We start from the raw sequence: 25802 nt of genomic DNA, 5'->3' as shown, positions 1-25802 counted from the left end.
CCTCGCTCCGGTTGTTGGGCGAACCGACGGCGTTACCCTGCCCGCCCAGTCTTAAGAGAGTCTGAAGACAGACCCTCACGTTAACCTTTTTTCACCTTCAGACTTCGTTAAGAAATGCCTCCGATACTCGCCTCAAACCTATTGAGGGAGGCGTTCTGCCCATGCCCGATTTTGACTGGAACATCGCCCTGCCCCTGCGCTTCGGTCAAGCCGAAACACCGCAGATGACACTGACCGGCGCGCTGCCCGACGACACTCTGCGAGCGACGTTTGAAAGCTTTATCCAGCAACGCTTTCGCAAAGCCCATGGCGCCGATATCCGCCACTTCATGCCCGAGCTGTTCGGCATGCACAACGGCGATGGCGAGTTGTGCGCCGTGGCCGGGGTGCGTCGCGCGCATCTGGAATCACTGTTCCTTGAGCGCTATCTGGATGAGCCGATCGAGCCGCTAATCAGCGCGGCGGCGGATCGTGCGGTCGAGCGCAGCGCCATCGTCGAAGTCGGCAACCTCGCCGCCAGCGACACCGGCAGCGCGCGCCTGAGCATCATCGCCATCACCTACCTGCTGGCCATGGGCGGCCTGGAATGGGTGACGTTCACCGGCAACATCGGCCTGGTCAACAGCTTCCATCGCCTGGGCCTGAAGCCAGTGACATTGTGCGCCGCTGACCCGGAACGATTGGGTGACGAGCGTCAACACTGGGGCAGTTATTACGAAAGTAAACCTTGGGTGCATGTCGGCAACATCCGCGCCGGGTTCGTCCATTTGCGCGATATCGGCCTGTTTACTCGCCTGGGTTTGCCGACTTCGATTGAAGGAGCCTGTCATGTCGCTTGAACTGCAACGCTTCCAGGAAACCCTGCGCGACCATGCCCGGCGCAATGACCACGCGACGGCCCTGTGGGGCGACACGCTGAAACTCGATTACGCCACGCTGTACGCCGAGGTGTTGTATCGCCAGGAGCGTTTGCGCGATGAGCAAGCGCAGGTGATTGCGCTGGCGTTGGACAACGGCGTCGACGCGATGCTCTGGGATCTGGCCGTGCTGTTCGAAGGCCTGACCTGCGTGACGTTGCCGCCGTTTTTCAGTGCGGCGCAGCGCGCCCATTGTCTGCAACAGAGCCAGGCCGAACGGGTGATTGCCGAGCCGGAACTGGGTGCCGAACTGCTCGCGGCCGGCTATGAACAACGTGGCGAGTTCTGGTGCCGCTCCTTCAGTGGCCCCAGTCGCATGCCGGCCGGTACCGCAAAACTCACCTTCACCTCCGGCACCACCGGCACGCCGAAAGGTGTGTGCCTGAGCGCCGACAGCCTGCTGCGGGTGGCACGGGAGCTGGATCAGGCCAGCGAAGCCACCGGACCGCAGCATCATCTGGCGCTGTTGCCGTTGGCGATTCTGCTGGAGAACCTCGGTTGCTATGCCGCGCTGTATGCCGGCGCGACGCTGAGTTTGCCGAGCCAGAAAACCCTCGGCATTCAGGGCGCCAGTGGCGTCGAGATTCCGCGCTTGCTCGGTTATCTGGCCAGCCGTGCGCCGGAGAGTCTGATCCTGGTGCCGCAGTTGCTGCTGTTGCTGGTCAGCGCCGCCGAACAAAAAGCCTTCGACCCGCAAACCCTACGCTTTGCCGCTGTCGGCGGTGCGCGCGTCTCGGAGGATCTGCTGCACCGTGCGCAACGGGTCGGGCTGCCGGTTTACGAAGGTTACGGCTTGTCCGAATGCGCCTCGGTGGTGTGCCTCAATCGCCCCGGCGCGCGCCGCCCCGGCAGCGTCGGCCGGCCGTTGCCGCATGTCGAAGTGCGCCTGGCCGAGGACGGCGAAGTGCTGATCAAGGGCTCGACGTTGCTCGGCTATCTGGGCGACGCGCCGTACGCCGATGAGTGGTGGCCGAGTGGCGACCTGGGAGAATTCGACCCGGAAGGTTTTCTCTATCTCAAGGGCCGCAAGAAGCACCAGTTCGTCACCAGTTTCGGGCGCAACGTCAACCCGGAATGGGTCGAGTCCGAGCTGACCCAGCGCCGCCATATCGCCCAGGCGTTCGTTTACGGCGAGGCTTTGCCGCGCAATCACGCCCTGCTCTGGCCGCATCGCCCGGACTGCACCGACGCCGAACTGGCCGCTGCCGTCGCCGAAGCCAACGAGGCTTTGCCCGATTACGCCCAGGTGCATCAGTGGACGCGCTTGCCGCAACCCTTCAGCGCCGCCAATGGCTTGCTCACCGCCAATGGCCGCCCGCGCCGCGACGCCATCGTCGCGCAGTACCACAACCAATTGACCGAATCCGCTGTTTCCGAGGAGTCCGCATCATGAGTTTTTTTGACACCCTGCAAGAAGCCACGCAACAGGAACGCCACGAACTGTTCAACCTGCCGATCATCGTCGATGCCCTGCAAGGCAAGGTCAGCCTCGACAGTTATCGGGCGTTTCTGGCGCAGGCGTATTACCACGTGCGCCACACCGTGCCGCTGATGATGGCTTGCGGTGCACGCCTGCCGACGCGTCTGGAATGGCTGCGCAAAGCGGTGGCCGAGTACATCGAAGATGAATACGGCCACGAGCACTGGGTGCTCAACGATATCGCTGCATGTGGCGGCGATCGCGATGCGGTGCGCGATGGTCAGCCGTCGTTGTCGATCGAGCTGATGGTCAGCTTCCTTTACGACCTGATCGCCCGTGGCAATCCGGTCGGTCTGTTCGGCATGGTCAATGTGCTCGAAGGCACCAGCATCGCCCTGGCCACCCACGCGGCGGGCAGCATTCGCGAGCGCCTGGCGTTGCCGGAAACCGCGTTCAGTTACCTGAGTTCCCACGGTTCGCTCGACATCGAGCACATGCAAACCTATCGGCGGCTGATGAATCAGCTCGAAGATCCGGAGGATCAAGCCGCCGTGATCCATGCCTCGAAAGTCGTTTATCGCCTGTACACCGACATGTTCCGTGGCTTGCCGCGTGACGCGGAGGCTCAACATGCAGCTGCGTGATGCGCGGGTGGTGCTGACCGGTGCCAGTGGCGGCATCGGCCTGGCCATCGCCGAAACCTTGTGCGCCGCCGGTGCCCATGTGCTCGCGGTGGCGCGGCATCAGGAGGCACTGCTGCCGTTGCTCAAGCGCTACCCCGACTCGTTGTGCTGGGTCGGCGCCGACCTGACCTTCCTCAGCGACCGCCGTAAAGTGCTGGTCGCCGCCGAAGCCATCGGTGGTATCAACCTGCTGATCAACGCCGCCGGGGTCAATCACTTCGCCATGCTCGAACAGCTGGATGACAGCGACATCAACGCGATGCTGGCGGTAAACATCAGTGCACCGATGTGCCTGACCAAACTGCTGTTGCCGCTGCTCAAGCAGGCCGACAGCGCCATGGTGGTCAACGTCGGCTCGACCTACGGCTCGATCGGCTACCCGGGTTACGCCAGTTATTGCGCGACCAAGTTTGCTTTGCGCGGATTTTCCGAGGCACTGCGCCGGGAGCTCGCCGACACCCGGGTCAGCGTGCTGTACGTCGCGCCGCGCGCCACGCGCACCTCGATGAACAGCGCCGCCGCGCAAGCACTGAACGACGCACTCAAGGCCAACGTCGACGATCCGCAAACCGTAGCCTCAGCGGTGATCCATGCGATTGCCGGTGATCGCCGCGACCTTTACCTGGGCTGGCCGGAACGCTTCTTCGTCCGCCTGAACAATCTGCTCCCGCATCTGGTGGATCGAGGCCTGCGCAAGCAGTTGCCGTTGATCCGCCGTCTCAGTGAAAAACCTGACCACGAGTCGCCAAAGCCATGAAAAAACTATCCGCATGCCTGTTGCTCGCCGCCCTCAGTCAAAGCGTCTGGGCGCTGGAACCAGCCGACCAGCAACGCCTCGAGGGCATCCAGCAGAGCTGGGCGCACATTCAATATGAAGTGGCGGAAAAACAGCGCGCCGCCGCGTTCGAACAATTGGCCAACGAGGCCAACGCGTTCACCACGCAGCGCCCGGCGGTTGCCGAAGCGTGGATCTGGAAAGGCATCGTCACCAGCAGTTGGGCCGGTGCCGAGGGCGGCCTCGGTGCCTTGGGCAAAGCCAAGGACGCCAAGGCTGACCTGGAGAAATCCCTGACCCTCGACCCCAAAGCCCTGCAAGGCTCGGCCTACACCAGCCTCGCCGCGCTGTATGACCGCGTGCCCGGCTGGCCCATCGGTTTCGGCGACAGCGACAAGGCCGAGCAACTGCTCAAGCAAGCCTTGCAACTCAACCCCAACGGCATCGACAGCCTGTACTTCTGGGGCGATCACCTCTACCGTCAGAAGCGCTACGCTGAAGCCAAAGCTGCGCTACTCAAAGCCCAGCAAGCCGCGCCGCGCCCGGGCCGCGAAAGTGCCGATGCCGGGCGCCGCAAAGAGATCGCCGCCCTGCTGGTGGACGTGAACAAGAAACTCGACTGACAGGAGTCCGCGTGCGTTTATTACTGGTTGAGGATGACGTGGCGCTGGGTGAAGGCATTCATCAGGCGCTGGGCCGCGAGGGTTACACCGTCGACTGGCTCAAGGACGGCAGCAGCGCGTTGCATGCGCTGCTCAGCGAAACCTTCGATGTCGCCGTGCTCGATCTCGGTCTGCCGCGCATGGACGGCCTGCAAGTGCTGCGCCGATTGCGCGACAGCGGTTCGAATCTGCCGGTGTTGATTCTGACCGCCCGCGACGCTACTGAAGATCGCATCGCCGGGCTCGACGCCGGGGCCGACGACTACCTGATCAAACCGTTCGACCTGGATGAGCTCAAGGCACGCTTGCGCGCCTTGTTGCGGCGCAGTGCCGGGCGCGCCCAGGCGTTGATCGAGCATGCCGGCATCAGCCTTAACCCCGGCACCCAGCAAGTCAGCTATCAGGGCCAGCCTGTGGCCCTGACGCCCAAGGAATATCAGTTGCTGCACGAACTGCTATCGCCGCCGGGCCGAGTGATGACCCGCGATCAACTGATGCAGCTGCTTTACGGCTGGAACGAAGAAGCCGAAAGCAACACCCTCGAAGTGCACATCCATCACCTGCGCAAGAAGTTTTCCACCGACCTGATCCGCACCATCCGTGGTGTCGGTTATCTGGTGGAGGAGCGTCGATGACCTCGATCCGGCGCCGCACGCTGACCTTGATCATCGGCCTGTTGCTGGCCGGCCTCGCGGTGCTCAGCACCTTCAACCTGCACGACAGCAACCACGAAATCGCCGAAGTCTACGACGCGCAATTGGCGCAGAACGCGCGCCTGCTGCAAGGCGTGATGCGCATGCCCTTGGCCAGCAAACAGCACGCCGAACTCTACCAGGCGTTCAACTCGGCGCTGGGCGAAGCGGTGCCGCGCGGCGAAGGTCATCCTTACGAACGCAAAATCGCTTTTCAGGTGTGGAATCCTGCCGGTGATGTGTTGGTGCACACCGCCAGCGCCCCGTCCTTCAGGGCGCCGCCGACTCAGCCCGGCTTCAGCGATGTGGTGGATCTGAACAATCGGCACTGGCGCGCTTTTCTCCTTGAAGACAAACAGAACGGCCTGCGCATCTGGGTCGGTGAGCGTGACGATGTGCGCGCCGATCTGGTCGACCGCATCGTCCGCCACACCCTGTGGCCGAATGTGGTCGGCAGCTTGCTGCTCGCGGCGATGGTCTGGCTGGCCATCGGCTGGGGCCTCAAGCCCTTGGCGAACATGGCCGAGACCTTGCGCGCCCGCCACAGCGGTTCGCTGGAACCGTTGCAACTGGCGCCGCTGCCCAGTGAGCTGGAGCCGATGCAGGCGGCGCTCAACCGCATGCTCGCGCAGATCCAGGAAGTGCTTGGCCGCGAACGGCGCTTTATCGCCGATGCCGCCCACGAGATGCGTACGCCGCTGGCGGTGCTGCGGGTGCATGCGCAGAATCTGCAGGAGGCTGGCACCGAACAGGAGCGCCGCGAATCGCTGGCGTTTCTGATCGCCGGGGTCGACCGCACCAGTCGCTTGGTCAACCAGTTGCTGACCATGGCGCGCCTGGAGCCGAAACCCAATCCGCCGCCGCTGCAACCCATCGACCTCAGCGAAACCGTGCGCAACAGCCTGGTGCAACTGACGCCATGGTTGCTGAGCAAACACCTGGAACTGGCTTTTGAAGACAGCGCTGAACCGTTCAACATCATGGCCAGCCCCGGCACGATCGACATTGCCCTGAACAACCTGATCACCAACGCTGCGAACTTCTCCCCCGAACACGGCGTGATCACCGTGCTGCTCAGTCAGGCCGAGGGTTTCTATCACTTGAGCGTTGAAGATCAGGGGCCGGGCATCGATGAAGCGGACCGCGCGCGCTTGTTCGAACGCTTCTACAGTCGCGGCAATGCCTACGGCGCGGGGCTGGGGCTGACTATCGTCAACACCATCGCCACGCAGTTGGGCGGACGAATCACGTTGGCCAACCGCGCCGAAGGTGGTTTACGCGCGACCTTGTCGATTCCCGACGGGCATCCGCGCCCCGCATCGCAACGCAGCACCCGCGAACCGCCGCAGAGTTGAGCCTGTTGCGGAAACAGAAGCACCATCGCCCGCTGAAAAACAGTGGCCGCGTGTCGGAATCTGATCCAGATCAGTTCCCGGGGCTGACATCGGTGTAGAACAGACTCAGCGCATTCTCCTGCGCGTTGCTCGTTCAGCCCCGATGGAGGCTCATCTCATGCTCACTGTCAAAGACCACAATGACCGCGCGGCGCCGGCCTATGCCGCGCACCAAGGTGAATACTGGATCGAGTCGCTCAAGGATGGCCGCCACGTCTTGGTCCGTGCCCTGGCCGCCAAGGATCGCCAACGCGAATATGCGTTCATCAAGCGCTTGTCGCCCGAGTCCCGACACCTGCGCTTTCTCGCACAGATCAGTGAGCCGGGCACCGCGTTGCTCGATCAATTGATGGACGTCGATTACAAACAACGCGCGGCCTTCATCGCACTGGTTCACGAAAATGGCGAATTGATCGAGATCGGCATCAGCCGCTACGCCGCCACGGGCGAACAGGACTGTGAATGCGCCGTCACGGTCGCCGATGAGTGGATGCACCTCGGCCTGGCCACGTTGCTGATGGAACATTTGATCAAGGCTGCCCGGCACAACGGTTTCCGGTACCTGTACTCGGTGGATTCCGCCAGCAACACGGCCATGCGCGACCTCGCCAAGTCCATGGGTTTTGCAACCCACAGCGATCCTGATGATCCGCACCAGGTCATTCATCGCCTGAGTCTGTAGCGACATTCCTGCGCCCCGCACCTTTAAACGTTGCGGGGTGCGTTGCCGATCACGGCGTGATTGCCACCTTCATCACTCCATCGCGCTGATGCGCGAACAGTTCATACGCGGCTTCGATATCGTCGAGCTTGAAGTGGTGGGTCACCAGCGGCGACAGATCGACACCACCGCTTTGCACCACCGCCATCAGCCGGCGCATGCGCTCCTTGCCGCCGGGGCACAGGGTGCTGACGATGCTGTAATCGCCCAGCCCTGCCGCGAAGGCATCGTAGGGAATACGCAGGTCCGACGCGTAAACCCCTAGGCTCGACAAGCGTCCGCCCGGACGTAACACCCGTAAGGCAGATTCGAACGTGCCTTGGGTGCCCAAGGCTTCGATGGACACATCCACGCCGCGCCCGTCGGTCAACGCCATGATTTGCTCGACCACGTCGCCGTCCTTGAAATTGACCACATGGGTCGCGCCCAACTGCCGCGCGACACTCATGCGCTCGGCCACCGCGTCGACACCAATGATCACGCTCGCGCCCTTGAGCCGCGCCCCGGCCACCGCACACAGACCGATTGGCCCCAGCGCGAATACCGCAACGCTGTCGCCGATACTGACTTCGCCACGTTCGGCGCCGGAGAACCCGGTGGACATGATGTCCGGGCACATCAGCACTTGTTCGTCGCTCAGCCCGTCGGGAATCGGGCACAGGTTGGCCAAGGCATCGGGCACCAAGACGTACTCCGCCTGGCAGCCATCGATGATGTTGCCAAACTTCCAGCCGCCGGTGGCGCGAAAACCGTGGCGAGTGTCCGGCCCGTCCTGGGAGCCGCAGCCGCACAGACAGGCGTAGCTTTGACCGCTGGGGGTGATGGCGCCGGCAATCACCCGTTGGCCTTCGAAAAATCCGCGGACTTGTGAGCCGAGCTTCTCGATCACGCCCACCGGTTCGTGACCGACGGTCAAGCCTTTGGCCACTGGATACTCGCCGCGCAGGATATGCACGTCGGTGCCGCAGATCGTCGTGGTGGTGATCCGCACCAGCGCGTCCAGCGGGCCAACCTCGGGGATCGGTTTGTCATCCAGCACGATGCGATTCTTTTCGACGAATATCGCCGCTTTCATCATGGCCATGATCAAGACTCCTGTGCAGGTGTTTGCAGTGAGTTCAGCACCTTTCCAAGGCTGCGCCGAACTGACCGACACAAGGTTGATAACGATCAATCAATGCAGGATTGCGCATCGCCGATGCCGCACGTCGGACGCAGGCATTATTGGGCCGCGTCATTGACAAAGATCAAGCCACGCCCGGCGGCACGGAGCAACATGAACTGACGCCGTTGCGTCTGGCCGGCCAATGCCGCTACCCACAGGAGATTCGTCATGTCCGAGCAAGCACGTTTCATGCTGGTAGCTTCACCGCTGATGAAACACAGCCCTGCGTTCGATCGGGCCGCGGCCCTGGCCAAGGCATCCGGGGCGGCGCTGCACATCGTGGCATTCGATTACCTCGAAGGGCTGGCGACCGCCGGATTGGTCAACGAGCAGGCCCTGGAACAGATGCGCCTGGGTTATGTCGAGCGCCACCGCCAATGGCTAGAGGACCAGGCGCGGCCCATGCGCCACCTCGGCGTGACCGTGACCACGGAAGTGGTGTGGGTCGACAATCCGTTGCATGAAATCCAGATTCACCTCAAGGAGCAGCCGATGGCCCTGCTGATCAAGGATCTGCAGCACGCCTCGTTCATGTCGCGGTTGATGTTCACCCCGCTCGATGTTCATTTGCTGCGCGAATGCCGGGTACCGCTGCACTTCGTCAGCCATGTCCAGCACGCCCGGCCCCGGCGGATCGTCGCGGCGATTGATCCGTTTCATCGCGACGAGCAATACGCCGACTTCAACGACCGTATCCTGCGCGAGGCCGCGAAACTGGCCAGCCTCTGCGATGCCGAACTGGATGTAGTCTATGCCTACGACCTGTCATCAATCAGCGCCGACGAGTTCGGCTTTGGCAACGCCTCGACGTTTTTCACCGAGGGCAAGGCGAAAACGCTGTTCGATGCGCAAGGCGATGCATTCCGCGAACTGGCCGAGCGCAACGGCATTGCGCCGGAACGCCAGCACATGATCATGGGCAATCCGGCCAACGTGCTGTGCAGCTACGCCGATGCCTATGACATCGATGTGATCGTCATGGGCCGTATCGGCCATCGCGGCCTGGGTCGGTTGATCGGTAGCACGGTGGAACAGCTGTTGTACAAAATGCCCTGCAGCGCCTGGGTGGTGTCGCCGCAAGTACTGGTCGACTGAACGCAGCCGTCCCTCTCGAGGGACGGCCTCAGATCGAACGCTGGTTGACCCGCGCCATCAGTTGCTCGGCGCTTTCCTTGCGCTCGGAGTAGCGGTCGACCAGATGCGCCTGTTGATCGCGCAGCAGCACGGTGAACTTCACCAGCTCTTCCATCACATCGACCACACGATCGTAGAACGGCGACGCTTTCATTCGCCCGGTGTCGTCAAATTCCATGTAGGCCTTCGGCACCGAGGATTGGTTGGGGATGGTGAACATGCGCATCCAGCGGCCCAACACGCGCAACTGGTTGACCACGTTGAACGACTGCGAACCGCCGCAGACCTGCATCACGGCGAGGGTCTTGCCTTGGGTCGGGCGTACCGCGCCGAGTTCCAGCGGGACCCAGTCGATCTGTGCCTTGAACACGGCAGACATTGCGCCGTGCCGTTCTGGTGAGCACCAGACCTGGCCTTCCGACCACAGCACCAGCTCGCGCAGTTCCTGCACCTTGGGATGGTCGACCGGAGCGTCGTCGGGCAGTGGCAGGCCGGACGGGTTGAAGATGCGCGTTTCGGCGCCGAAGTGTTCGAGCAGGCGCGCGGCCTCCTCTACCAGCAAACGGCTGAACGAGCGTTCGCGGGTCGAACCGTAGAGCAGCAGGATCCGCGGTTTGTGCGCGCCCGGTTGCGACGGTTTGGCGTTATCGAACAGATTGAGATCGAGGTTGGGCAGTTCGGACATAAATCCTCCTTAAAGCGCGCCGATGCGGTCGAGCTCAGCCTTGAGTTGATCGCGGCTGAGCGAGTGGAAAGGCAGATCGAGGAAGGCCTGACAGCGTTGGCCGATGCGCATAAGGGTGGCGTGAAAAGCCGCGTCGACAGTGACTTCGTCGCCCTTCACTTCGGACGGATCTTCCAGCCCCCAGTGGGATTTCAGCGCCGGGCCGAAATACACCGGGCAAGTCTCGCCAGCGGCTTTGTCGCACACGGTGATGACGATGTCCGGCGGGTTGCTTTCAAAAGCGTCGTTGCCTTTGCTGTGCAAACCATCAATGGCGATGCCGGCCTGTTGCAGCGTCGACAGGCTGCGCGGCAAGACCTGACCTTTGGGAAAACTGCCGGCACTCACCGCTTCGAATCCCGCTGGTGCCAGATGATTGAACATGGCTTCAGAGAGGATGCTGCGGCAGCTGTTGGCCGTGCACATGAACAGAACTCGCATGGATTGCTCCTACCGCTTTTGGCGGACATCAAAGGCTCAGGCGCAGTGCCAGGGCCGAAAGAGTGATCAACAGAACCGGAAGGGTCAGCAGAATGCCGACCTTGAAGTAGTAGCCCCAGGTGATGCGCAGACCTTTGCGTTCCAGCACATGCAGCCAGAGCAACGTGGCGAGGCTACCGATGGGGGTGATTTTCGGGCCGAGGTCGCAGCCAATGATGTTGGCGTAGATCATCGCTTCGCGAACGAGCCCTTGGGCGTCGCTGGCCTGGATCGACAGCGCACCGATCAGCACGCTGGGCATGTTGTTCATCACCGATGACAACAGCGCGGACAGCAGGCCAGTGCCGAGGGTGGCACTCCACAAACCTTGCTCGGCCAAGCGGTCGAGGACGACGGCCAGCAGGTCAGTCAACCCGGCATTCTTCAGGCCGTACACCACCAGGTACATGCCCAGCGAGAACACCACGATCTGCCACGGCGCATCGCGCAAAACCCGTCGGGTAGCGATCTTGTGGCCCTTGGCAGCGACCGCAAAAAGGATCGCCGCACACACTGCCGCGACGGCACTGACAGGAATCCCCAGCGGTTCCAGTGCGAACAGTCCGACCAGCAATATCAGCAGTGTCCAGCCGCCGACCACGAAGGTGGCGTGGTCGCGAATCGCTGCTTTGGGCTCCTGAAGCGCCTCAACCGGGTAGCGCTGTGGCACATCGCGCCGGAAGTACACAAACAGCACCAGCAGCGTCGCCGCGACACTGACCAGACTCACCGGCACCATCACCGATGCGTATTCGGCAAAGCCCAAGCCGAAGTAGTCGGCGGAGACGATGTTGACCAGATTTGATACCACCAGCGGCAGGCTGGCCGTGTCGGCAATAAACCCGGCGGCCATGACGAATGCCAACGTCGCCGCCGGTGAAAAGCGCAGCGCCAGCAACATCGACATGACAATGGGCGTAAGGATCAGCGCCGCACCGTCGTTGGCGAACACTGCCGCCACCGCCGCGCCGAGCAACACGCAGAACGCGAACAATCGATAACCACTGCCCTTTGCCCATCGTGCAACGTGGAGTGCCGCCCACTCAAAGAAGCCGGCTTCATCCAGCAGCAGGCTGATGATGATCACCGCGATAAACGTGGCGGTGGCGTTCCAGACGATGGCCCACACCGTGGGAATGTCTTGCAGCGAAACGGCACCGACGGCCAGGGCGATCACGGCGCCGAACGTGGCGCTCCAACCGACGCCTAATCCTTTGGGCTGCCAGATGACGAGTACGAGGGTGGAGACGAAAACAGCGAAAGCCAGCAACATTTCAGAACTCTCTAAATCCGGATTCAGCAGCAGGCGGCTTCGCGCACCGGACGCCCGTCCATGTTCTGCAGGCGGGCGACGTTGTCCTTTAGCCAATCAGCATTGGCCAGGGACGTCACTTGCAGGATTTCGCGCACCCACGCTGGCAGATCCGGGTTGAGACGGTAATAGACCCACTGGCCCTGACGGCGATCAAGCAACAAGCCATTGCTGCGCAGTTGCGCGAGGTGACGGCTGATTTTCGGTTGGCTGTCGTCGAGCGCACACATCAGCTCGCAAACGCAGAGTTCACCTTGATCGGAAATGAGCAGCATGGCGCGCACGCGGGTTTCGTCAGCGAGGCTCTTGAAGACTTCGGTGGGAGTGATCATGGGACGGGCTCATCACATACGGAAATCCGAATATACGGATATCCATATATAAATCAACCCGGCAAATGCCATCGACCAAAGAACCCTGTGGGAGCACCTGTCGTCACCAGCGTTTTCAACAGCGAATGACGACTCCACGGGCCGCAGTACTCAGGCACATGCGCGATCAATCTATATCCGCAGCGGATGTACCACCGGGCGACGTTGTCATCCAGCGTTTCGATCAAGGCATCCACGCACGCCCTTTCAACGGCCAGCGCCTCAAGCTTGTGCAACGCCTCAGTACCCAGCCCGGTTCCGCGCCATTGCGCGTCGATCCACAGGTAATTGACAAACAGACGCCGGAATTCGGTTCTACCGGTAGCGCCGCCGATCAGTGTTCCCTCCTCCATCAGCGCACAGGCGATGGCTTCAGCTTGCCCGCCGCGCGCCTCAGACAAGGCTCGGCCATGCTGTAAGACGCCGTCACTGATGGCCTTCAAGGTGTCCGCATTGATGTCGCGAACGCTAAGCCATTCCCTCATTGCTGCTCTCCATTGCCAAAGGCCTTGGCGCTACTCAAGCAAAAGCGGCGCCAACAGCAGCACAGCAAAAAGGATTAACGGATGCCGGCCTGCGATCTGCCCAGCAGCAAGCCCTGCTCCGCTTCACATAACCCCACCACATAATCCCAGACCACCCGCAGCCGCACCGACTTGTGCAACTCGCGCCGCGTACTGATCCAGTAACTACGCTCGATGCTCTCATCCGGCAGCAACGGCACCAGATCGGGATCCGATTCGGCCATGTAGCAAGGCAACACCGCAATGCCCAATCCCGACCGCGCCGCTTCCTGCTGCGCAATGACACTGGTGCTGTGAAACACAACCCGAGGGCTGCGGCAGAAACTGTTGAGAAACATCAATTCCTGGCTGAACAGCAAATCATCGACATAACCGATCCACGCATGCCGCCCAAGGTCTTCGCGACTTTGCAATGGCGGCGCCTTATCGAGATAGCGTTGGCTGGCGTAGAGCGCGAGTCGATAGTCGGTGAGTTTGCGCGTAACCAGCATGTCCGCCGCCGGGCGCTCCAGATGAATGCTGATTTCCGCTTCACGGTTGAGAATGCTGACGAAGCGCGGCACGGCGACCAGTTCCACTTCCAATCCCGGATAGCGTTCGAACAAGCCGATCATGCGGCTGGCGAGAAACTTGATGCCCAGCCCTTCCGTCACCCCCACACGAATCTTGCCCAACGGCGCGGTGGATTGGGTGATCTCTTCCTGCGCCAGCAGCGCGACGTTTTCCATCGCTTCAGCGTGTTTAAGCAACGCCTCCCCCGCCGGGGTCATTTCGTAGCCTTGGGCGTGCTGGACGAACAGCGCGGTGCCGAGGCTTTTCTCGATGGCTTCGATGTGGCGGGCGACAGTGGCGTGGGTAGTGTTGAGGCGGCGGGCGGCGGTGAGCAGGCGGCCGCTGCGTTGCAGCTCGAGAAAAAACCGCAGGTCGTTCCAGTCGAACATGGCGTGTCCTTGTCGGCTAAGGTCTATGCAGGCTGTTTGAAAACGCACAGCGGCTGCGCAAAAACTAACATTCTTTTAACGAAAGCTAACAACTAGAGTGTCCGACAATAAAAACAAAAAGCGAGGTCAGGGAATGCAGACTTCCCTCGATGAATACGACTACATCGTGGTCGGCGCCGGCCCTGCCGGGTGCTTGCTGGCCAATCGGCTGTCGGCAGATGCGCAGCAGCGCGTGCTGTTGCTCGAAGCCGGCGGGCGCGACAACTATGCGTGGATTCACATTCCTGTCGGTTACCTGTTCTGCATCGGTAACCCGCGCACCGATTGGTGCTTCAAGACCGAAGAACAACCGGGCCTCAATGGCCGCGCGCTGAGCTATCCGCGCGGCAAAGTGCTCGGTGGTTGTTCGTCCATCAACGGCATGATCTACATGCGTGGCCAGGCCAACGATTACGATGGCTGGGCGGCCGAAGGCAATCCGGGCTGGGCCTGGAACGACGTGCTGCCGCTGTTCAAACAAAGCGAAAACCATTTTGCCGGCGCGGCTGAATTCCACGGCGCCAAGGGTGAATGGCGGGTCGAACAACAGCGGCTGTCATGGCCGATTCTGGATGCCTTTCGCAGTGCCGCCGAGCAAAGCGGCATCGCCAGCATCGATGACTTCAATCAGGGCGACAACGAGGGTTGCGGCTACTTTCAGGTCAATCAGAAATCCGGCGTGCGCTGGAACGCAGCGAAGGCTTTTCTCAAGCCTGTACGTGATCGGACGAACCTGACAGTGCTGACTGGGGTTGAGGTGGATCGCGTGTTGCTGGAGGACGGTCGCGCCTCGAAAGTCAGTGCGCGCCACGAAGGCCAGATCAAACAGTTCAAGGCGCGCAGAGAGATTGTCCTGTGCGCCGGCGCCGTTGGCTCGCCGAGCATTCTGCAACGCTCCGGGATTGGCCCGCGACCGTTGCTCGAACGCTTGGGCATCGGCGTGATTCATGAGCTGCCGGGCGTCGGCGGTAACTTGCAGGATCACCTGCAATTGCGCCTGATCTACCAACTGGAAAATGCGCGCACGCTGAACCAGATCGCTGGCAGCGTGTGGGGCAAGATGGGCATGGGCCTGCGTTATCTGTATGACCGCAGCGGGCCGCTGTCGATGGCGCCGAGTCAGTTGGGCGCGTTTGCGCGTTCGGGGCCGGAGCAGACCTCGGCGAATCTTGAGTACCACGTGCAGCCTTTGTCGCTGGAGCGCTTTGGCGAACCGTTGCACAGCTTTCCCGCCTTTACCGCTTCGGTTTGCGATTTGCGTCCGCAGAGTCGGGGACGCATCGACATTCGTTCGGCGGATCCACAGGAAGCGCCGCTGATCCAGCCCAACTATCTCAGCCATCCTGAAGATTTGCGCGTGGCAGCGGATGCGATTCGCCTGACCCGGCGCATCGTCAGTGCCCCTGCCCTGCAAGCGTTCAAACCGGTCGAGTATCTGCCCGGCGCCAACCTGCAAAGTGAAGAGGAACTGCAGGAAGCGGCGGCGAAGATCGGTACGACGATTTTCCATCCGGTCGGCACCTGTCGCATGGGCAATGACGGTGATGCAGTGGTCGATGCGCAACTGCGCGTCCACGGCGTGCCCGGGTTGCGCATTGCCGATGCGTCGATCATGCCGCGCATTACCTCGGGCAACACCTGTTCGCCTACGCTGATGATTGCCGAGAAAGCCGCACAACTGATCCTCAACCCCAACACCAGGAGCAGCACCCCGAAATTGGAGCTGGCCCAAACCCTGTAGGAGCTGCCGAAGGTTGCGATCTTTTGACTTTGGATTTTCCAGATCAAAAGCAAGATCAAAAGATCGCAGCCTGCGGCAGCTCCTACAAAGAACCGCGTTTAATTCAAGGCATCACCCGGACACGCAACACCAGTGGAACAACAAAAACAATCACTGTGAGGGATACCGATATGTCAGAACACGTTCAGCCGCTGGACGCCGTGCGCAGCGCGGAGACCAGCCCGGATACACGCAAAGTCATCTTCGCTTCATCACTGGGGACGGTGTTCGAGTGGTATGACTTCTTCCTCTACGGCGCCCTCGCGGCAGTGATCAGCAAGCAGTTTTTCGCCGGGGTCAACGACACCACGGCGTTTATCTTTGCGCTGATGGCTTTCGCTGCAGGGTTTATCGTGCGGCCTTTCGGGGCGCTGGTGTTCGGTCGGTTGGGGGACATGATCGGGCGCAAATACACCTTTCTCGCGACAATCATTCTGATGGGCGTCGCAACGTTCTGCGTCGGCCTGCTGCCGACCTACGCCAGCATCGGCATCGCCGCGCCGATCATTCTGGTGGTGCTGCGCATGCTGCAGGGCCTGGCGCTTGGCGGTGAATACGGCGGCGCTGCGACCTATGTGGCCGAGCATGCGCCAATCGGCAAACGCGGTTTCCACACCAGCTGGATTCAGTCCACCGCGACCCTCGGCCTGTTGCTGTCGCTGCTGGTGGTACTCGGTTGCCGCTATTTCACCGGCGATCAGTTTGAAGTGTGGGGCTGGCGTATTCCGTTCCTGTTGTCGATCGTGCTGCTGGGCATTTCCACCTGGATCCGCCTGAGCCTGCACGAGTCGCCGGCGTACCTGAAAATGAAAGAGGAAGGCAAAACCTCGAAGGCGCCGATCCGCGAATCTTTCGGCAAATGGGAAAATCTTAAAGTCGTGCTGATCGCCCTGTTCAGCATCAACGCCGGCCAAGCGGTGACCTTCTACGCGGCGCAGTTTTACGTGCTGTTCTTCCTGACCCAGTTCCTGAAAATGGACCCGGCAGTGGCCAACACCTTGCTGATCATCAGCGTGGTCATCGGCGCGCCGTTCTTTATCTTTTTCGGCTGGCTGTCGGACAAGGTCGGGCGTAAACCGGTACTGATGCTCGGCCTGCTGCTGGCCACAGCGCTGTACTTCCCGATCTTCAAATCCCTCGCCCACTACGCCAACCCGGCGATCGATCAGGCCAGCCGTCAGGCGCCAATTACCGTACTGGCGGATCCGGCAACTTGCACCTTCCAGTTCGATCCGGTGGGCAAAGCCAAATTCGACAGCCCGTGCGACAAGGTCAAAACCTTCCTGGTCAAGCAAGGCCTGCCCTACTCCAGCGCCGCTGCGCCTGCTGGCAGCGCCGTGCAGGTAAGCGTCGGCGATGTCAAACTCGATGGCTTCGACGAGGCTGCCCTGCGCGGCGCGATCACCTTGGCCGGCTACCCGCAACAAGCCGATCTGCAGCAGATCAACAAGCCAATGATCGTCGCCCTGATCGTGGCACTGATCATCATCTCGGCCATGTGCTACGGGCCGCTGGCGGCGCTGATGGTCGAACTGTTCCCGACGCGCATTCGCTACACCTCGATGTCGCTGCCGTACCACATCGGCAACGGCTGGTTTGGCGGGTTCTTGCCGACGGTGTCGTTCGCGCTGGTGGTGTACACCGGGGACATTTTCTATGGCTTGTGGTACCCGGTGTTGATTACCGGGGTGAGCCTGGTGGTGGGGATGATCTGTCTGCGTGAGACGAAGAATATCGATCTCGACAAGAACTGAAACTCAACCAGAAAAATCAATCGGCGAGGGCTTTTACCCTCGCCGTTTTTTTTGCTCAGGCATCTGCCTTGATCACTTCGAACTTCACCTGATCCGGATAAAACGCCACGTAGTCGCGGATCGGTGCCACTGACACTTTCGGATTCTCGTAGGTCCACACCGCGTTCGCCCCTTCATGCCCCGGCACTTGCAGGCTGAAGTAATTGGCATCGCCCTTGTAAGGGCAGTAACTGGTGTGGTCGGTGCGGGCGAAATACTTTTCGTCGATGTCTTCGCGCGGGACGTAATAGACCGGCGGATAGTTGGCTTCGTTGAGAATCATGACGTGGGAAGAAGCGGCAACCTGGATGCCGTGGAATTTCACTATCAGGCAGCCGGAAAGTTGTTCGAGGGTTATGACGGGACTGGGACCGGGGCTTTTCATGGGTTTCTCCTGAATACGGCGAAGAGACCGGTTCAGGTATAGCCCATCGGTTCTGGTTAGGGTGGGTTTACAGCCGAACGGCCCATCAACCTCAAAAGCCCCTCACCCTAGCCCTCTCCCTGAGGGAGAGGGAACCGATTGGGGGATATTGGCGAACTTCACCGACTTGAACGATTGGCTTTGAATCCATAATCGACCCGATTTTTCAGGTCGATGTATGTCGCCAGAGAACTCGGTTGGTCTCCTCTCCCACCGGGAGAGAGAACCGATTGGGGATACTGGCGAGATTCACCGACTTGAACGACTGGCTTTGAATCCATAATCGACCCGATTTTTCAGGTCGATGTATGTCGCCAGAGAACTCGGTTAGTCTCCTCTCCCACTGGCAGAGGGAACCGATTGGGGATACTGGCGAGATTCACCGACTTGAACGATTGGCTTTAAATCCATAATCGACCCGATTTTTCAGGTCGATGTATGTCGCCAGAGAACTCGGTTAGTCTCCTCCCACTGGCAGATAGAACCGATTGGGGATACTGGCGAGATTCACCGACTTGAACGACTGGCTTTGAATCCATAATCGACCCGATTCTTCAGGTCGATGTATGTCGCCAGACAACTCGGTTAGTCTCCTCTCCCACTGGGAGAGAGAACCGATTGGGGATACTGGCGAGATTCACCGACTTGAACGATTCGCTTTGAATCCATAATCGACCCGATTTTTCAGGTCGATGGATTTCGCCAGACAACTCGGTCAGTCCCCTCTCCCACTGGGAGAGGGTTAGGGTGAGGGCCGCTGCTCAGGCATCACGCAACGATATCAGTCGCCACCGCTTGCCCCACCACACCCACGGCAAAGTCCACCGAACCCTGCCCCGTCAGGTCAACCATCAGGCTGGTCTGATTGGTCTGCGCGAAGTAAGTCAGAATCGCGTCGCCCGCATGCCCCGTGAAACCGCTGACAAAGTTCAGCGACGCCGCACCGGTGGCGAAACCGGCGATTCCCGACAAGTCGATCTTGTCCAGGCCGCTGGTGAAATCCATGATCCAGTCCGGCGCAGTCATGGTCGAATCGCTGGCAGCACCGAACACAAAGGTGTCCGCACCTGCACCACCCCACAAGGTATCGCCACCGCCACCACCGTAAATGATGTCATTACCGGCACCACCGACCAGTTCGTTGGCAACGGCGTTGCCGATCAGCAGGTCATTGCCTGAACCACCGATGGCATTTTCCACAGTCACGCCGTGAGCGATGGAGACGTTACCCACCAGGCCACCGACATCGGAGAAGGAACCTTCATTGAGGTTGATCTTCTGGTTCTGGTTGAAGCCGGAGAAGTCCAGCGTGTCATTACCGCCGCCATCCCACACCGAGAAAACCACTTTGGAAGACGCCGAAGTGGCGCTGTAGAAGTCGCGCTCGGCATTGGAGTTGAAACCGTAGGTGGTGTCATCGGCGCGGGTCGCGTAGTTGGCGCCATACAGTTTTTGCACCGCGACGATATCGTCCAGCAATGGCGCCGAAGCATACGCACCGCTGCCGTCCTTGCTGAAGTTCTGCTCGGTGTTGGCTTCGCTCCAGTAGCTCATCAGGCTGTAGCCGCGACTGTCTTCGGCGTACTTGGCGTCGTTGTAGGTCGGGTTGCCGTTGCCGGCGTTGTAGGCCCCGGGGTGCGACAGGCCGAGGGTGTGGCCGATCTCGTGGGTCAGGGTCTGGCGCCCGTAGTTGTTGGTGTCCGGGGTTTTGTTGACCTGATACTGATCGTTGATCAGGTACCACGACTGGCCGTCATAGCTGCCGCCGCTCGGCAGGTAAGCGAAGGCCGCACCACCGGTGCTGACATCGTAGTTGCCGAAAGTCATGTGGCCATCGCCGCCCTTGCCTTCAGTGAACGTGACATTGGCGACGTCAGCCCAGGATTGCATGGCCAGCACGGCCTGAGCTTTTTGCTGGGCGCTGAATTCGCTGAAGTTGCCCAGTTTGACGTTGTAGTTCGCCGGTTTCTCGGTCAGGAAGGTATAGCTGAGGTCGATCTTGCCGTCAGCGTTCTTGTCGCCCCACGACAGGCCTTTACGCAGGATTTCATCCGCAGCCTGATCGGCAGTGAATGAAGGTTTGCCATTGACCACCCCGACGCCACGGTCATACAGGTGGCTGAACGTATTGATTTCGTCGAAGGCGCTGCTGGTTTTCGATTTGGCTTGAGCCATGATGGACTTCCTTGTTTCTGAGTAGTCAGTGTCGACAGACCACGGCGATCTTCTGGCGAGATCGTCCTGTCACTCGCGTGTTTGAATCGGCGAAAAACCTGACACAGGCGCCAGCCGGGCGCTAATCAATTTCTCGATAGCCCGGCCTGCGTCCCGGTATTGCCCGTCACGTGCTGCAATGTTTTTTATCTGTATATCCATACAGATAAAAGTTGCCCCTGAGGCCAAGTCCGGCCATTCTGTGCACCTGTTCGGACCTTGATCGACGATGGTGGTTATGCGGCTGTACCTCTGTGAAAAACCCTCCCAGGCCAAAGACATTGCGGCCGTGCTCGGCGCCAAACGTCGGGGCGACGGCTGCTGGCTGGGAACGGACGTCACGGTGACCTGGTGCATCGGCCACTTGCTCGAAACGGCCCCGCCGGATGCCTATGACGCTCGCTACAAGCGCTGGGTGCTGGCTGATCTGCCGATCATTCCGGACAAGTGGAAAATGACCGTCAAGCCGCGCACGGCCAGCCAGTACAAAGCGGTCAAGCGCCTGCTGGGTGAAGCCAGCGAACTGATCATCGCCACTGACGCCGACCGTGAGGGCGAGATGATCGCCCGGGAACTGGTCGAGCACTGTCGTTATCGCGGGCCGATCCGCCGTTTGTGGCTGTCGGCGCTGGATGAAGCATCGATCCGCAAGGCCTTGGCCGCTTTGAAACCGGGAGCCGAGACGTTCAGCCTGTATCACTCGGCGCTGGGCCGCTCGCGGGCGGATTGGCTGATCGGCATGAACATGAGTCGGCTGTTCACACTGCTGGGGCGTCAATCGGGTTATCAAGGGGTGTTGCCGGTGGGTCGCGTGCAGACGCCGACCTTGCGGCTGGTGGTGGATCGCGACCGCAGCATCGCCGATTTCGTGCCGGTGCCGTTCTGGGCGATCGATGTCGATCTGCTGCACAACGGCACACCGTTTACCGCGCAGTGGCGGGCGCCGGCGGATGCCTGTGACGATCAGGATCGCTGCCTCAATCAGGCGTTGGCCCAGCAAGCCGCGGCTGCGATCAGCAGCGCTGCCAGTGCCCGAGTGGTCAAACTGAAAACCGAGCGCATGCGTGAGGTGGCGCCCCTGCCCTTCGATCTCGGCACCTTGCAGGAAGTCTGCTCGAAGAAACTTGGCCTAGGCGCGCAGGAAACCCTCGACATCGCCCAGGCGCTCTACGAAACCTACAAGGTCATCACTTACCCGCGCAGCGATTGCGGCTACTTGCCGCTGAGCCAGCACAGCGAGGCACCGGGGATTCTCGCCGCGTTGCGTCAGGCCGATCCGGGTCTTGAGGCGCTCAAGGGGTTTCTGGAGCCACAACGCAAATCCCGCGCGTGGAACGACGCCAAGGTCAGCGCTCACCACGGCATTATTCCCACCGCAGCGGCGAAAAATCTTGAACGCCTGACCGGCAAACACCGCGCGGTCTACACCCTGATTCGCGCACGCTATCTGGCGCAGTTCCTGCCCAATCATGAATACGATCGCACCCAGGCCGATTTCGATTGCGCCGGTGAGGCGTTGCGCGCAGTCGGTAAACAAATCATCGAACCGGGCTGGAAACGCGCATTGCCCGAAGCACTGGCAGCGGCCAAGGGCCGCGAGGCGCCCGCGCCGCAAACCTTGCCGGCACTTACGCAAGGCGTGGAGTGCGCGGTGGCTGACGTTAAGTTCAAGGACCTGTGGACGCAACCACCGAAACCCTACACCGAGGGCGATCTGATCAAGGCGATGAAAAACGTCGCCAAACTGGTCGAGGATCCGCTGCTCAAACAGAAACTCAAGGACACCACCGGCATCGGCACCGAGGCCACCCGCGCGTCGATCATTCAAGGGTTGCTGGATCGTGGCTATCTGGTGAAAAACGGCAAGGCCCTCGCCGCCACCCCGGCCGCGTTCAGCCTGATCGATGCGGTGCCCCGCGCAATTGCCGACCCCGGCACCACGGCGATCTGGGAACAGGCGCTGGACATGGTGCAAAGCGGCGAAATGAGTCTGGAAGAATTCGTCACCAAACAAGCGGCGTGGATGAGCAAACAGGTGACACGCTGCTCGAGCCTCAGCCTGACCATCAGCGGCCCGCCACCGGCCGGTAAAGCGGCGGCACCGTGGAAGAAGAAACGCAAATCGACCCGCAGCAAAACCACGGGTACGACAAAACGCACAGCGAAACCGTCAGGCAAATAAAACCCGCTAGTGTTTCTGCAAGGCTCAGCACTTTCAGGAACCCGGCGCATGGCCAATATCGAACTGCACCCTGCTCAGCGCGATGAGTTGGATATCATCGAAAACCTCATGCAGTTCTACATGTACGACTTCAGCGAATGGCTGCCGCTGAAGCTCGCCGAACACGGCTTCTTTTCCATCCAGCCGAAAATCGACTACTGGCGCCACCCGGCCACTCGACCATTCCTGATCCAGGTCGACGGCGAACTCGCCGGTTTCGTGACCGTCGATAACGAAATCCATATCCCCGGCGCCGAACACAACATCGGCTACTTCTTCATCGCGCGACGCTTTCGTGGCCAAGGCGTCGCGCAGTTTGTCGTCTCTGCCCTCTTGAGCCAGATCCCCGGTCAATGGCAGATTTTCCATATCGACGCCAACCTGCCGGCACAGCGCTTCTGGGCTGGGCTCATCCCGCAATTGAGCGGCGGCGAGTTCACCCGCCAGCAGCGCAAAGTGGAAGGCTATCCGTGCACGTTCTACCGCCTGCACACGCCTTTTTCCGTTGCCTGAACGGATTCTTTCTCATTCCAAAACAGCTTTGTCCGACAATATGTAGTGAGCAAAAATAATCACTACAAAACCGTTGACGGCGTCGTTTTGCTTTTGCATGATGAAGACGTTCCCCGATCGGGAACATCGGTAACACGCTTGAGCAAACTCGTCTGACCGCCGAGTTGTTTTTTCCGGATACACGCTGCCCACAAGGCAGATTGAAGAAGCTGACCTGGCCTGAACGTCCAGTACAAGGACGAGAAGCGCTGGCGAAAATTCTCAAGACGCTTGTGGTCGACACGGTAAATGTCGTCAAGGAGCCTCCCGGTTTTCGCTGCTTCTCCTCGTTGTGACGCTATTGCGTAGCAGTTATTCAACACGACTACATGCAACAGATGCACGACCCCGTACTTCACACGGGGGAGCGCTGACGTCCTGGTTTCGGTGCCAGGGATCAACTAACCGATGGGCTACCTGTATTAGCGAATCAACTTTGAAAGATCACCAGACTGGTCAAGGGGCAAAATCATGAATCTGAACAATCAACCTACTATCGAAGAACTGGCTCGTATGTTCGCTGCGCAGAAAGACAGCCACGACAGCCATATTCTCTGGATCAGCAAGTCGGGGCAGGTGCATATCGACTGCCTGGCGACCCATGCTGACGAAGACGAGTTCGACCGCAATCATCAGAACCTGCTGGCCCGCCTGAAGATGTACCGCCGTGGCCACGGTTATGTTGGCAAGAAGGCTGCGGCCGACAAGGACTTCATCGGTAATGTTCTGCAAACGCTGAAACAGGCGTGGGATTCGATGCAGAACAACAATGAAGTTCGGGTGATTGATCGGTTCTGCTGAGTTAGTCATTAAATAATTGAAAGGCCTGCTTCTTTAAAGGAAGCAGGCCTTTTTTTGTTCGCTTGCATTGATTTGGCGTGACTGGAATTGTAGCCCCTCACCCCAGCCCTCTCCCGAGGGAGAGGGAGCCGATCGAGTTGTATAAAGTCATCCTTTAACCCGGAACACCGAGTTGATTATGGATTCAGCAAAACACTCTCAGGTCGGCGTATTACTCCAACATCCCTCGGTCAGTCCCCTCTCCCTCTGGGAGAGGGTTAGGGTGAGGGGCTTCCCATGCCCAACACCAACTCCACAAACGCCACTGCCGCCGCACTGTGATAATTATTGCGCCGCCGCAACAACGCAGCCCCACGCTGCGGCGCATCACCTTCAACCCGCAACCGGCGCAATGCCCGATCCTCCGTCGCAATCGCCTGCGGCAACATTGTCGCCAGCGGCGAAAAACGCACCACTTCCAGCAACGTACTCACCGAATTCACCTCGATCCGCACCTGCGGCGTAATCCCGTGTTGGCGGAAATACTCGTCCACCGATAACCGCGTAATGAAGTCCGGCGCCAGCAAGGCGAAATCCAGCGCAGCAATATCCCCCGGCGTCAGTACTGCGCGGCTGTCATACAGCGGATGCTCACGCCCGACCATGATCCCCAAGGTTTCAGTAAACGCCGGAATGCACTCGATCTCCGGACTGCGCACCGGCGTAAACGCAATCGCAATATCCAGCGAGTCATCCGCCAGCCCCGCCTCGATGTCGTCCATCGACAGCTCAAAAATCTGCAGATGAATCCCCGGATATCGCGCCGCAAAATCGCGCACCAACGGCCCGACCAGATAGGCCATGAACGTCGGCGTCATCGCCAGACGCAACGTCCCGCGAGACAAATCCTTCACGTCATGCAACGCGCGCTTGCCCGCCTCCAGCTCCACCAGCACCCGCCGCGCGCATTCGATATAGGCCTCCCCAGCATCGGTGGGTTTGACCGTACGCGAAGTGCGATCAAACAAGCTCACCCCAAGGGTTTCCTCCAGTTGGCGAATCTGCTGCGACAGGGTCGGCTGCGACACATGCAATGCCTCGGCAGCACGGGTGAAGCCGCCGTGATCGGCAACGGCCAGCAGATAACGCAGATGTCGCAGCAGCATGGGAAACACCATCTATAGGCAGGGCTTATGCCAAGCATTGTATATCGGTCTTGGACGCTATGAATGAATCGGAAGAAGATCAATCCCACACAGCAAGCCAACCCCTGAAAGGAGTGACACCATGCAACAGTCCCACGCCTACAACGACACCAGCCTGGCCCTGACTACCCGCATTCTCGATGCCAAGGCACGCAAAGATCTGTCGTGGCAGGCTCTCGCTGACGACACCGGTCTGAGCCTGGCGTACGTCACCGCCGCCCTGCTCGGCCAGCACCCACTGCCGGAAAACGCCGCCCAGGTGGTCGGTGACAAGCTCGAACTGAGCGCTGAAGACGTCGCGGCGATGCAGATCATCCCGCTGCGTGGCAGCCTCAGCGGTGTACCGACCGACCCGACCATCTACCGCTTCCACGAGATGATCCAGATCTACGGCACCACCCTCAAAGCGCTGGTTCACGAACAGTTCGGCGACGGCATCATCAGCGCGATCAACTTCAAACTCGACATCAAGAAAGTCGAAGACCCGGAAGGCGGTTCCCGCGCCGTGGTCACCCTCGACGGCAAGTTCCTGCCCCTGCGTCCGTTCTGATCCGTACCGGCCCGCACCCTGCGTGCGGGCCAACACACCTCAAATGGCTACCCGTCACCAAACACATCTGGAGGCTGCCCCATGCAAAAAATTCTGTTGATTCTGGCCCTGCTCGGCGGCATTTGCGCCCAGGCATCTGCCGCTGACGAGGCCGTTGCCTACCGCTACGGCATGCAACTGGACATCGCCCACGTGCTGAGCATTACCCCGGTTGCCGATGTGTGTGGCGTGGTGCCGGTGGAGATGACGTATCTGGACAGCAGCGGCGGCAAACACATTCTTCAATACAGCGAATTCGGCAGCGGTTGCTCGAACTGAGAGGACAACAC

26 protein-coding genes are annotated in these 25802 nt (G+C 60.3%); 16 read left to right on the top strand and 10 right to left on the bottom strand.

Annotated elements, in window-relative coordinates; genetic code table 11:
• Window positions 1-161 precede the first annotated feature (161 nt).
• The 8 genes from AC3IUF_RS11710 (at window position 162) to AC3IUF_RS11675 (ending at window position 7225) form a co-directional block, all read left to right on the top strand.
• Window positions 162-839, top strand: coding sequence for a thermostable hemolysin (locus AC3IUF_RS11710; RefSeq protein WP_150794668.1), 678 nt, complete (start codon window positions 162-164; stop codon window positions 837-839).
• Entirely contained in the window at window positions 829-2310 is a 1482-nt protein-coding gene (locus tag AC3IUF_RS11705) for an AMP-binding protein (protein ID WP_489281072.1), read from the top strand. The genes AC3IUF_RS11710 and AC3IUF_RS11705 overlap by 11 nt, the downstream gene beginning before the upstream one ends.
• A complete protein-coding gene (locus AC3IUF_RS11700; RefSeq protein WP_038366369.1) occupies window positions 2307-2981 on the top strand; it encodes an iron-containing redox enzyme family protein in 675 nt (224 codons plus the stop codon). The genes AC3IUF_RS11705 and AC3IUF_RS11700 overlap by 4 nt, the downstream gene beginning before the upstream one ends.
• Window positions 2968-3777, top strand: a complete 810-nt coding sequence (locus AC3IUF_RS11695; protein ID WP_463542848.1) for an SDR family oxidoreductase — start codon at window positions 2968-2970, stop codon at window positions 3775-3777. The genes AC3IUF_RS11700 and AC3IUF_RS11695 overlap by 14 nt, the downstream gene beginning before the upstream one ends.
• Window positions 3774-4418, top strand: coding sequence for a tetratricopeptide repeat protein (locus tag AC3IUF_RS11690; RefSeq protein WP_007910686.1), 645 nt, complete (start codon window positions 3774-3776; stop codon window positions 4416-4418). Before AC3IUF_RS11695 ends, AC3IUF_RS11690 begins: the two co-directional genes overlap by 4 nt.
• A gap of 11 nt (window positions 4419-4429) precedes the next feature.
• Window positions 4430-5092, top strand: coding sequence for a response regulator (locus AC3IUF_RS11685; RefSeq protein ID WP_007910671.1), 663 nt, complete (start codon window positions 4430-4432; stop codon window positions 5090-5092).
• Window positions 5089-6504, top strand: a complete 1416-nt coding sequence (locus AC3IUF_RS11680; RefSeq protein WP_007910669.1) for an ATP-binding protein — start codon at window positions 5089-5091, stop codon at window positions 6502-6504. The genes AC3IUF_RS11685 and AC3IUF_RS11680 overlap by 4 nt, the downstream gene beginning before the upstream one ends.
• A gap of 157 nt (window positions 6505-6661) precedes the next feature.
• Window positions 6662-7225: a GNAT family N-acetyltransferase gene (locus tag AC3IUF_RS11675; protein ID WP_489281071.1), complete on the top strand. Its 564-nt coding sequence runs from the start codon at window positions 6662-6664 to the stop codon at window positions 7223-7225.
• A 49-nt stretch (window positions 7226-7274) separates the two neighbouring features.
• Here AC3IUF_RS11675 and AC3IUF_RS11670 read toward each other — a convergent pair whose 3' ends face one another.
• Window positions 7275-8348 carry an NAD(P)-dependent alcohol dehydrogenase gene (locus AC3IUF_RS11670; RefSeq protein WP_134173893.1) on the bottom strand — a complete coding sequence of 358 codons (1074 nt, stop codon included), beginning with the start codon at window positions 8346-8348 and terminating at the stop codon, window positions 7275-7277.
• Between the two features lie 249 nt (window positions 8349-8597).
• Here AC3IUF_RS11670 and AC3IUF_RS11665 point away from each other — a divergent pair, with 249 nt between their 5' ends.
• Window positions 8598-9524: a universal stress protein gene (locus AC3IUF_RS11665; protein WP_102902053.1), complete on the top strand. Its 927-nt coding sequence runs from the start codon at window positions 8598-8600 to the stop codon at window positions 9522-9524.
• Window positions 9525-9552: 28 nt separating this feature from the next.
• Here AC3IUF_RS11665 and arsH read toward each other — a convergent pair whose 3' ends face one another.
• From arsH to AC3IUF_RS11635, 6 genes are all read right to left on the bottom strand, one after another.
• Window positions 9553-10248, bottom strand: coding sequence for an arsenical resistance protein ArsH (gene arsH / locus AC3IUF_RS11660; protein WP_414894045.1), 696 nt, complete (start codon window positions 10246-10248; stop codon window positions 9553-9555).
• Window positions 10249-10257: 9 nt separating this feature from the next.
• Window positions 10258-10728, bottom strand: coding sequence for an arsenate reductase ArsC (locus tag AC3IUF_RS11655; RefSeq protein WP_489281070.1), 471 nt, complete (start codon window positions 10726-10728; stop codon window positions 10258-10260).
• Window positions 10729-10756: 28 nt separating this feature from the next.
• Window positions 10757-12040, bottom strand: a complete 1284-nt coding sequence (locus AC3IUF_RS11650; RefSeq protein WP_489281069.1) for an arsenic transporter — start codon at window positions 12038-12040, stop codon at window positions 10757-10759.
• Between the two features lie 23 nt (window positions 12041-12063).
• Window positions 12064-12411 carry a metalloregulator ArsR/SmtB family transcription factor gene (locus AC3IUF_RS11645; RefSeq protein ID WP_007910655.1) on the bottom strand — a complete coding sequence of 116 codons (348 nt, stop codon included), beginning with the start codon at window positions 12409-12411 and terminating at the stop codon, window positions 12064-12066.
• Between the two features lie 53 nt (window positions 12412-12464).
• On the bottom strand, window positions 12465-12935 hold the full coding sequence (locus AC3IUF_RS11640; RefSeq protein WP_489281068.1) for a GNAT family N-acetyltransferase: 471 nt from the start codon (window positions 12933-12935) through the stop codon (window positions 12465-12467).
• Between the two features lie 74 nt (window positions 12936-13009).
• A complete protein-coding gene (locus AC3IUF_RS11635; protein WP_110720479.1) occupies window positions 13010-13915 on the bottom strand; it encodes a LysR family transcriptional regulator in 906 nt (301 codons plus the stop codon).
• A 133-nt stretch (window positions 13916-14048) separates the two neighbouring features.
• Here AC3IUF_RS11635 and AC3IUF_RS11630 point away from each other — a divergent pair, with 133 nt between their 5' ends.
• Both AC3IUF_RS11630 and AC3IUF_RS11625 read left to right on the top strand, forming a co-directional pair.
• Window positions 14049-15695: a GMC family oxidoreductase gene (locus AC3IUF_RS11630; RefSeq protein ID WP_123374917.1), complete on the top strand. Its 1647-nt coding sequence runs from the start codon at window positions 14049-14051 to the stop codon at window positions 15693-15695.
• A gap of 170 nt (window positions 15696-15865) precedes the next feature.
• Window positions 15866-17488: an MFS transporter gene (locus AC3IUF_RS11625; RefSeq protein WP_095047447.1), complete on the top strand. Its 1623-nt coding sequence runs from the start codon at window positions 15866-15868 to the stop codon at window positions 17486-17488.
• Between the two features lie 55 nt (window positions 17489-17543).
• Here AC3IUF_RS11625 and AC3IUF_RS11620 read toward each other — a convergent pair whose 3' ends face one another.
• Both AC3IUF_RS11620 and AC3IUF_RS11615 read right to left on the bottom strand, forming a co-directional pair.
• Complete coding sequence (locus tag AC3IUF_RS11620) at window positions 17544-17912, bottom strand: DUF427 domain-containing protein (protein ID WP_007910645.1); 369 nt, start codon at window positions 17910-17912, stop codon at window positions 17544-17546.
• 807 nt (window positions 17913-18719) lie between these two features.
• Window positions 18720-20126, bottom strand: a complete 1407-nt coding sequence (locus tag AC3IUF_RS11615) for a serralysin family metalloprotease (protein ID WP_489281067.1) — start codon at window positions 20124-20126, stop codon at window positions 18720-18722.
• A 277-nt stretch (window positions 20127-20403) separates the two neighbouring features.
• Here AC3IUF_RS11615 and AC3IUF_RS11610 point away from each other — a divergent pair, with 277 nt between their 5' ends.
• The 3 genes from AC3IUF_RS11610 to AC3IUF_RS11600 all read left to right on the top strand — a co-directional run bounded on the left by AC3IUF_RS11610 (window position 20404) and on the right by AC3IUF_RS11600 (window position 23739).
• A complete protein-coding gene (locus AC3IUF_RS11610; RefSeq protein ID WP_042705047.1) occupies window positions 20404-22347 on the top strand; it encodes a DNA topoisomerase III in 1944 nt (647 codons plus the stop codon).
• 48 nt (window positions 22348-22395) lie between these two features.
• The gene (locus tag AC3IUF_RS11605) at window positions 22396-22899 is read left to right on the top strand and encodes a GNAT family N-acetyltransferase (RefSeq protein WP_489281066.1); all 504 of its coding nucleotides are present in this window, start codon (window positions 22396-22398) and stop codon (window positions 22897-22899) included.
• 510 nt (window positions 22900-23409) lie between these two features.
• Window positions 23410-23739, top strand: a complete 330-nt coding sequence (locus AC3IUF_RS11600; RefSeq protein WP_007910633.1) for a hypothetical protein — start codon at window positions 23410-23412, stop codon at window positions 23737-23739.
• A 257-nt stretch (window positions 23740-23996) separates the two neighbouring features.
• Here the strand turns inward: AC3IUF_RS11600 and cynR are convergent, their stop codons facing one another.
• Window positions 23997-24884: a transcriptional regulator CynR gene (gene cynR / locus AC3IUF_RS11595; protein ID WP_007910990.1), complete on the bottom strand. Its 888-nt coding sequence runs from the start codon at window positions 24882-24884 to the stop codon at window positions 23997-23999.
• A 121-nt stretch (window positions 24885-25005) separates the two neighbouring features.
• On the opposite strand from cynR, the gene cynS reads away from it, so the two are divergent.
• On the top strand, window positions 25006-25473 hold the full coding sequence (cynS, locus tag AC3IUF_RS11590) for a cyanase (protein WP_095111546.1): 468 nt from the start codon (window positions 25006-25008) through the stop codon (window positions 25471-25473).
• Between the two features lie 81 nt (window positions 25474-25554).
• Window positions 25555-25791: a DUF2790 domain-containing protein gene (locus tag AC3IUF_RS11585; RefSeq protein WP_007910995.1), complete on the top strand. Its 237-nt coding sequence runs from the start codon at window positions 25555-25557 to the stop codon at window positions 25789-25791.
• Window positions 25792-25802 lie beyond the last annotated feature (11 nt).

It is taken from the genome of Pseudomonas sp. KH_040 (assembly GCF_057839305.1).
This window is presented reverse-complemented; position numbering and strand designations above follow the sequence as displayed.

What these genes read in the sequence shown, in the direction of transcription:
- AC3IUF_RS11710 (WP_150794668.1), top strand. Translation starts at nt 162, where the DNA reads ATGCCCGATTTTGACTGGAACATCGCCCTGCCCCTGCGCTTCGGTCAA.
- AC3IUF_RS11705 (WP_489281072.1), top strand. Translation starts at nt 829, where the DNA reads ATGTCGCTTGAACTGCAACGCTTCCAGGAAACCCTGCGCGACCATGCC.
- AC3IUF_RS11700 (WP_038366369.1), top strand. Translation starts at nt 2,307, where the DNA reads ATGAGTTTTTTTGACACCCTGCAAGAAGCCACGCAACAGGAACGCCAC.
- AC3IUF_RS11695 (WP_463542848.1), top strand. Translation starts at nt 2,968, where the DNA reads ATGCAGCTGCGTGATGCGCGGGTGGTGCTGACCGGTGCCAGTGGCGGC.
- AC3IUF_RS11690 (WP_007910686.1), top strand. Translation starts at nt 3,774, where the DNA reads ATGAAAAAACTATCCGCATGCCTGTTGCTCGCCGCCCTCAGTCAAAGC.
- AC3IUF_RS11680 (WP_007910669.1), top strand. Translation starts at nt 5,089, where the DNA reads ATGACCTCGATCCGGCGCCGCACGCTGACCTTGATCATCGGCCTGTTG.
- AC3IUF_RS11675 (WP_489281071.1), top strand. Translation starts at nt 6,662, where the DNA reads ATGCTCACTGTCAAAGACCACAATGACCGCGCGGCGCCGGCCTATGCC.
- AC3IUF_RS11670 (WP_134173893.1), bottom strand. Translation starts at nt 8,348, where the DNA reads ATGGCCATGATGAAAGCGGCGATATTCGTCGAAAAGAATCGCATCGTG.
- AC3IUF_RS11665 (WP_102902053.1), top strand. Translation starts at nt 8,598, where the DNA reads ATGTCCGAGCAAGCACGTTTCATGCTGGTAGCTTCACCGCTGATGAAA.
- arsH (WP_414894045.1), bottom strand. Translation starts at nt 10,248, where the DNA reads ATGTCCGAACTGCCCAACCTCGATCTCAATCTGTTCGATAACGCCAAA.
- AC3IUF_RS11655 (WP_489281070.1), bottom strand. Translation starts at nt 10,728, where the DNA reads ATGCGAGTTCTGTTCATGTGCACGGCCAACAGCTGCCGCAGCATCCTC.
- AC3IUF_RS11650 (WP_489281069.1), bottom strand. Translation starts at nt 12,040, where the DNA reads ATGTTGCTGGCTTTCGCTGTTTTCGTCTCCACCCTCGTACTCGTCATC.
- AC3IUF_RS11645 (WP_007910655.1), bottom strand. Translation starts at nt 12,411, where the DNA reads ATGATCACTCCCACCGAAGTCTTCAAGAGCCTCGCTGACGAAACCCGC.
- AC3IUF_RS11640 (WP_489281068.1), bottom strand. Translation starts at nt 12,935, where the DNA reads ATGAGGGAATGGCTTAGCGTTCGCGACATCAATGCGGACACCTTGAAG.
- AC3IUF_RS11635 (WP_110720479.1), bottom strand. Translation starts at nt 13,915, where the DNA reads ATGTTCGACTGGAACGACCTGCGGTTTTTTCTCGAGCTGCAACGCAGC.
- AC3IUF_RS11630 (WP_123374917.1), top strand. Translation starts at nt 14,049, where the DNA reads ATGCAGACTTCCCTCGATGAATACGACTACATCGTGGTCGGCGCCGGC.
- AC3IUF_RS11625 (WP_095047447.1), top strand. Translation starts at nt 15,866, where the DNA reads ATGTCAGAACACGTTCAGCCGCTGGACGCCGTGCGCAGCGCGGAGACC.
- AC3IUF_RS11620 (WP_007910645.1), bottom strand. Translation starts at nt 17,912, where the DNA reads ATGAAAAGCCCCGGTCCCAGTCCCGTCATAACCCTCGAACAACTTTCC.
- AC3IUF_RS11615 (WP_489281067.1), bottom strand. Translation starts at nt 20,126, where the DNA reads ATGGCTCAAGCCAAATCGAAAACCAGCAGCGCCTTCGACGAAATCAAT.
- AC3IUF_RS11610 (WP_042705047.1), top strand. Translation starts at nt 20,404, where the DNA reads ATGCGGCTGTACCTCTGTGAAAAACCCTCCCAGGCCAAAGACATTGCG.
- AC3IUF_RS11605 (WP_489281066.1), top strand. Translation starts at nt 22,396, where the DNA reads ATGGCCAATATCGAACTGCACCCTGCTCAGCGCGATGAGTTGGATATC.
- AC3IUF_RS11600 (WP_007910633.1), top strand. Translation starts at nt 23,410, where the DNA reads ATGAATCTGAACAATCAACCTACTATCGAAGAACTGGCTCGTATGTTC.
- cynR (WP_007910990.1), bottom strand. Translation starts at nt 24,884, where the DNA reads ATGCTGCTGCGACATCTGCGTTATCTGCTGGCCGTTGCCGATCACGGC.
- cynS (WP_095111546.1), top strand. Translation starts at nt 25,006, where the DNA reads ATGCAACAGTCCCACGCCTACAACGACACCAGCCTGGCCCTGACTACC.
- AC3IUF_RS11585 (WP_007910995.1), top strand. Translation starts at nt 25,555, where the DNA reads ATGCAAAAAATTCTGTTGATTCTGGCCCTGCTCGGCGGCATTTGCGCC.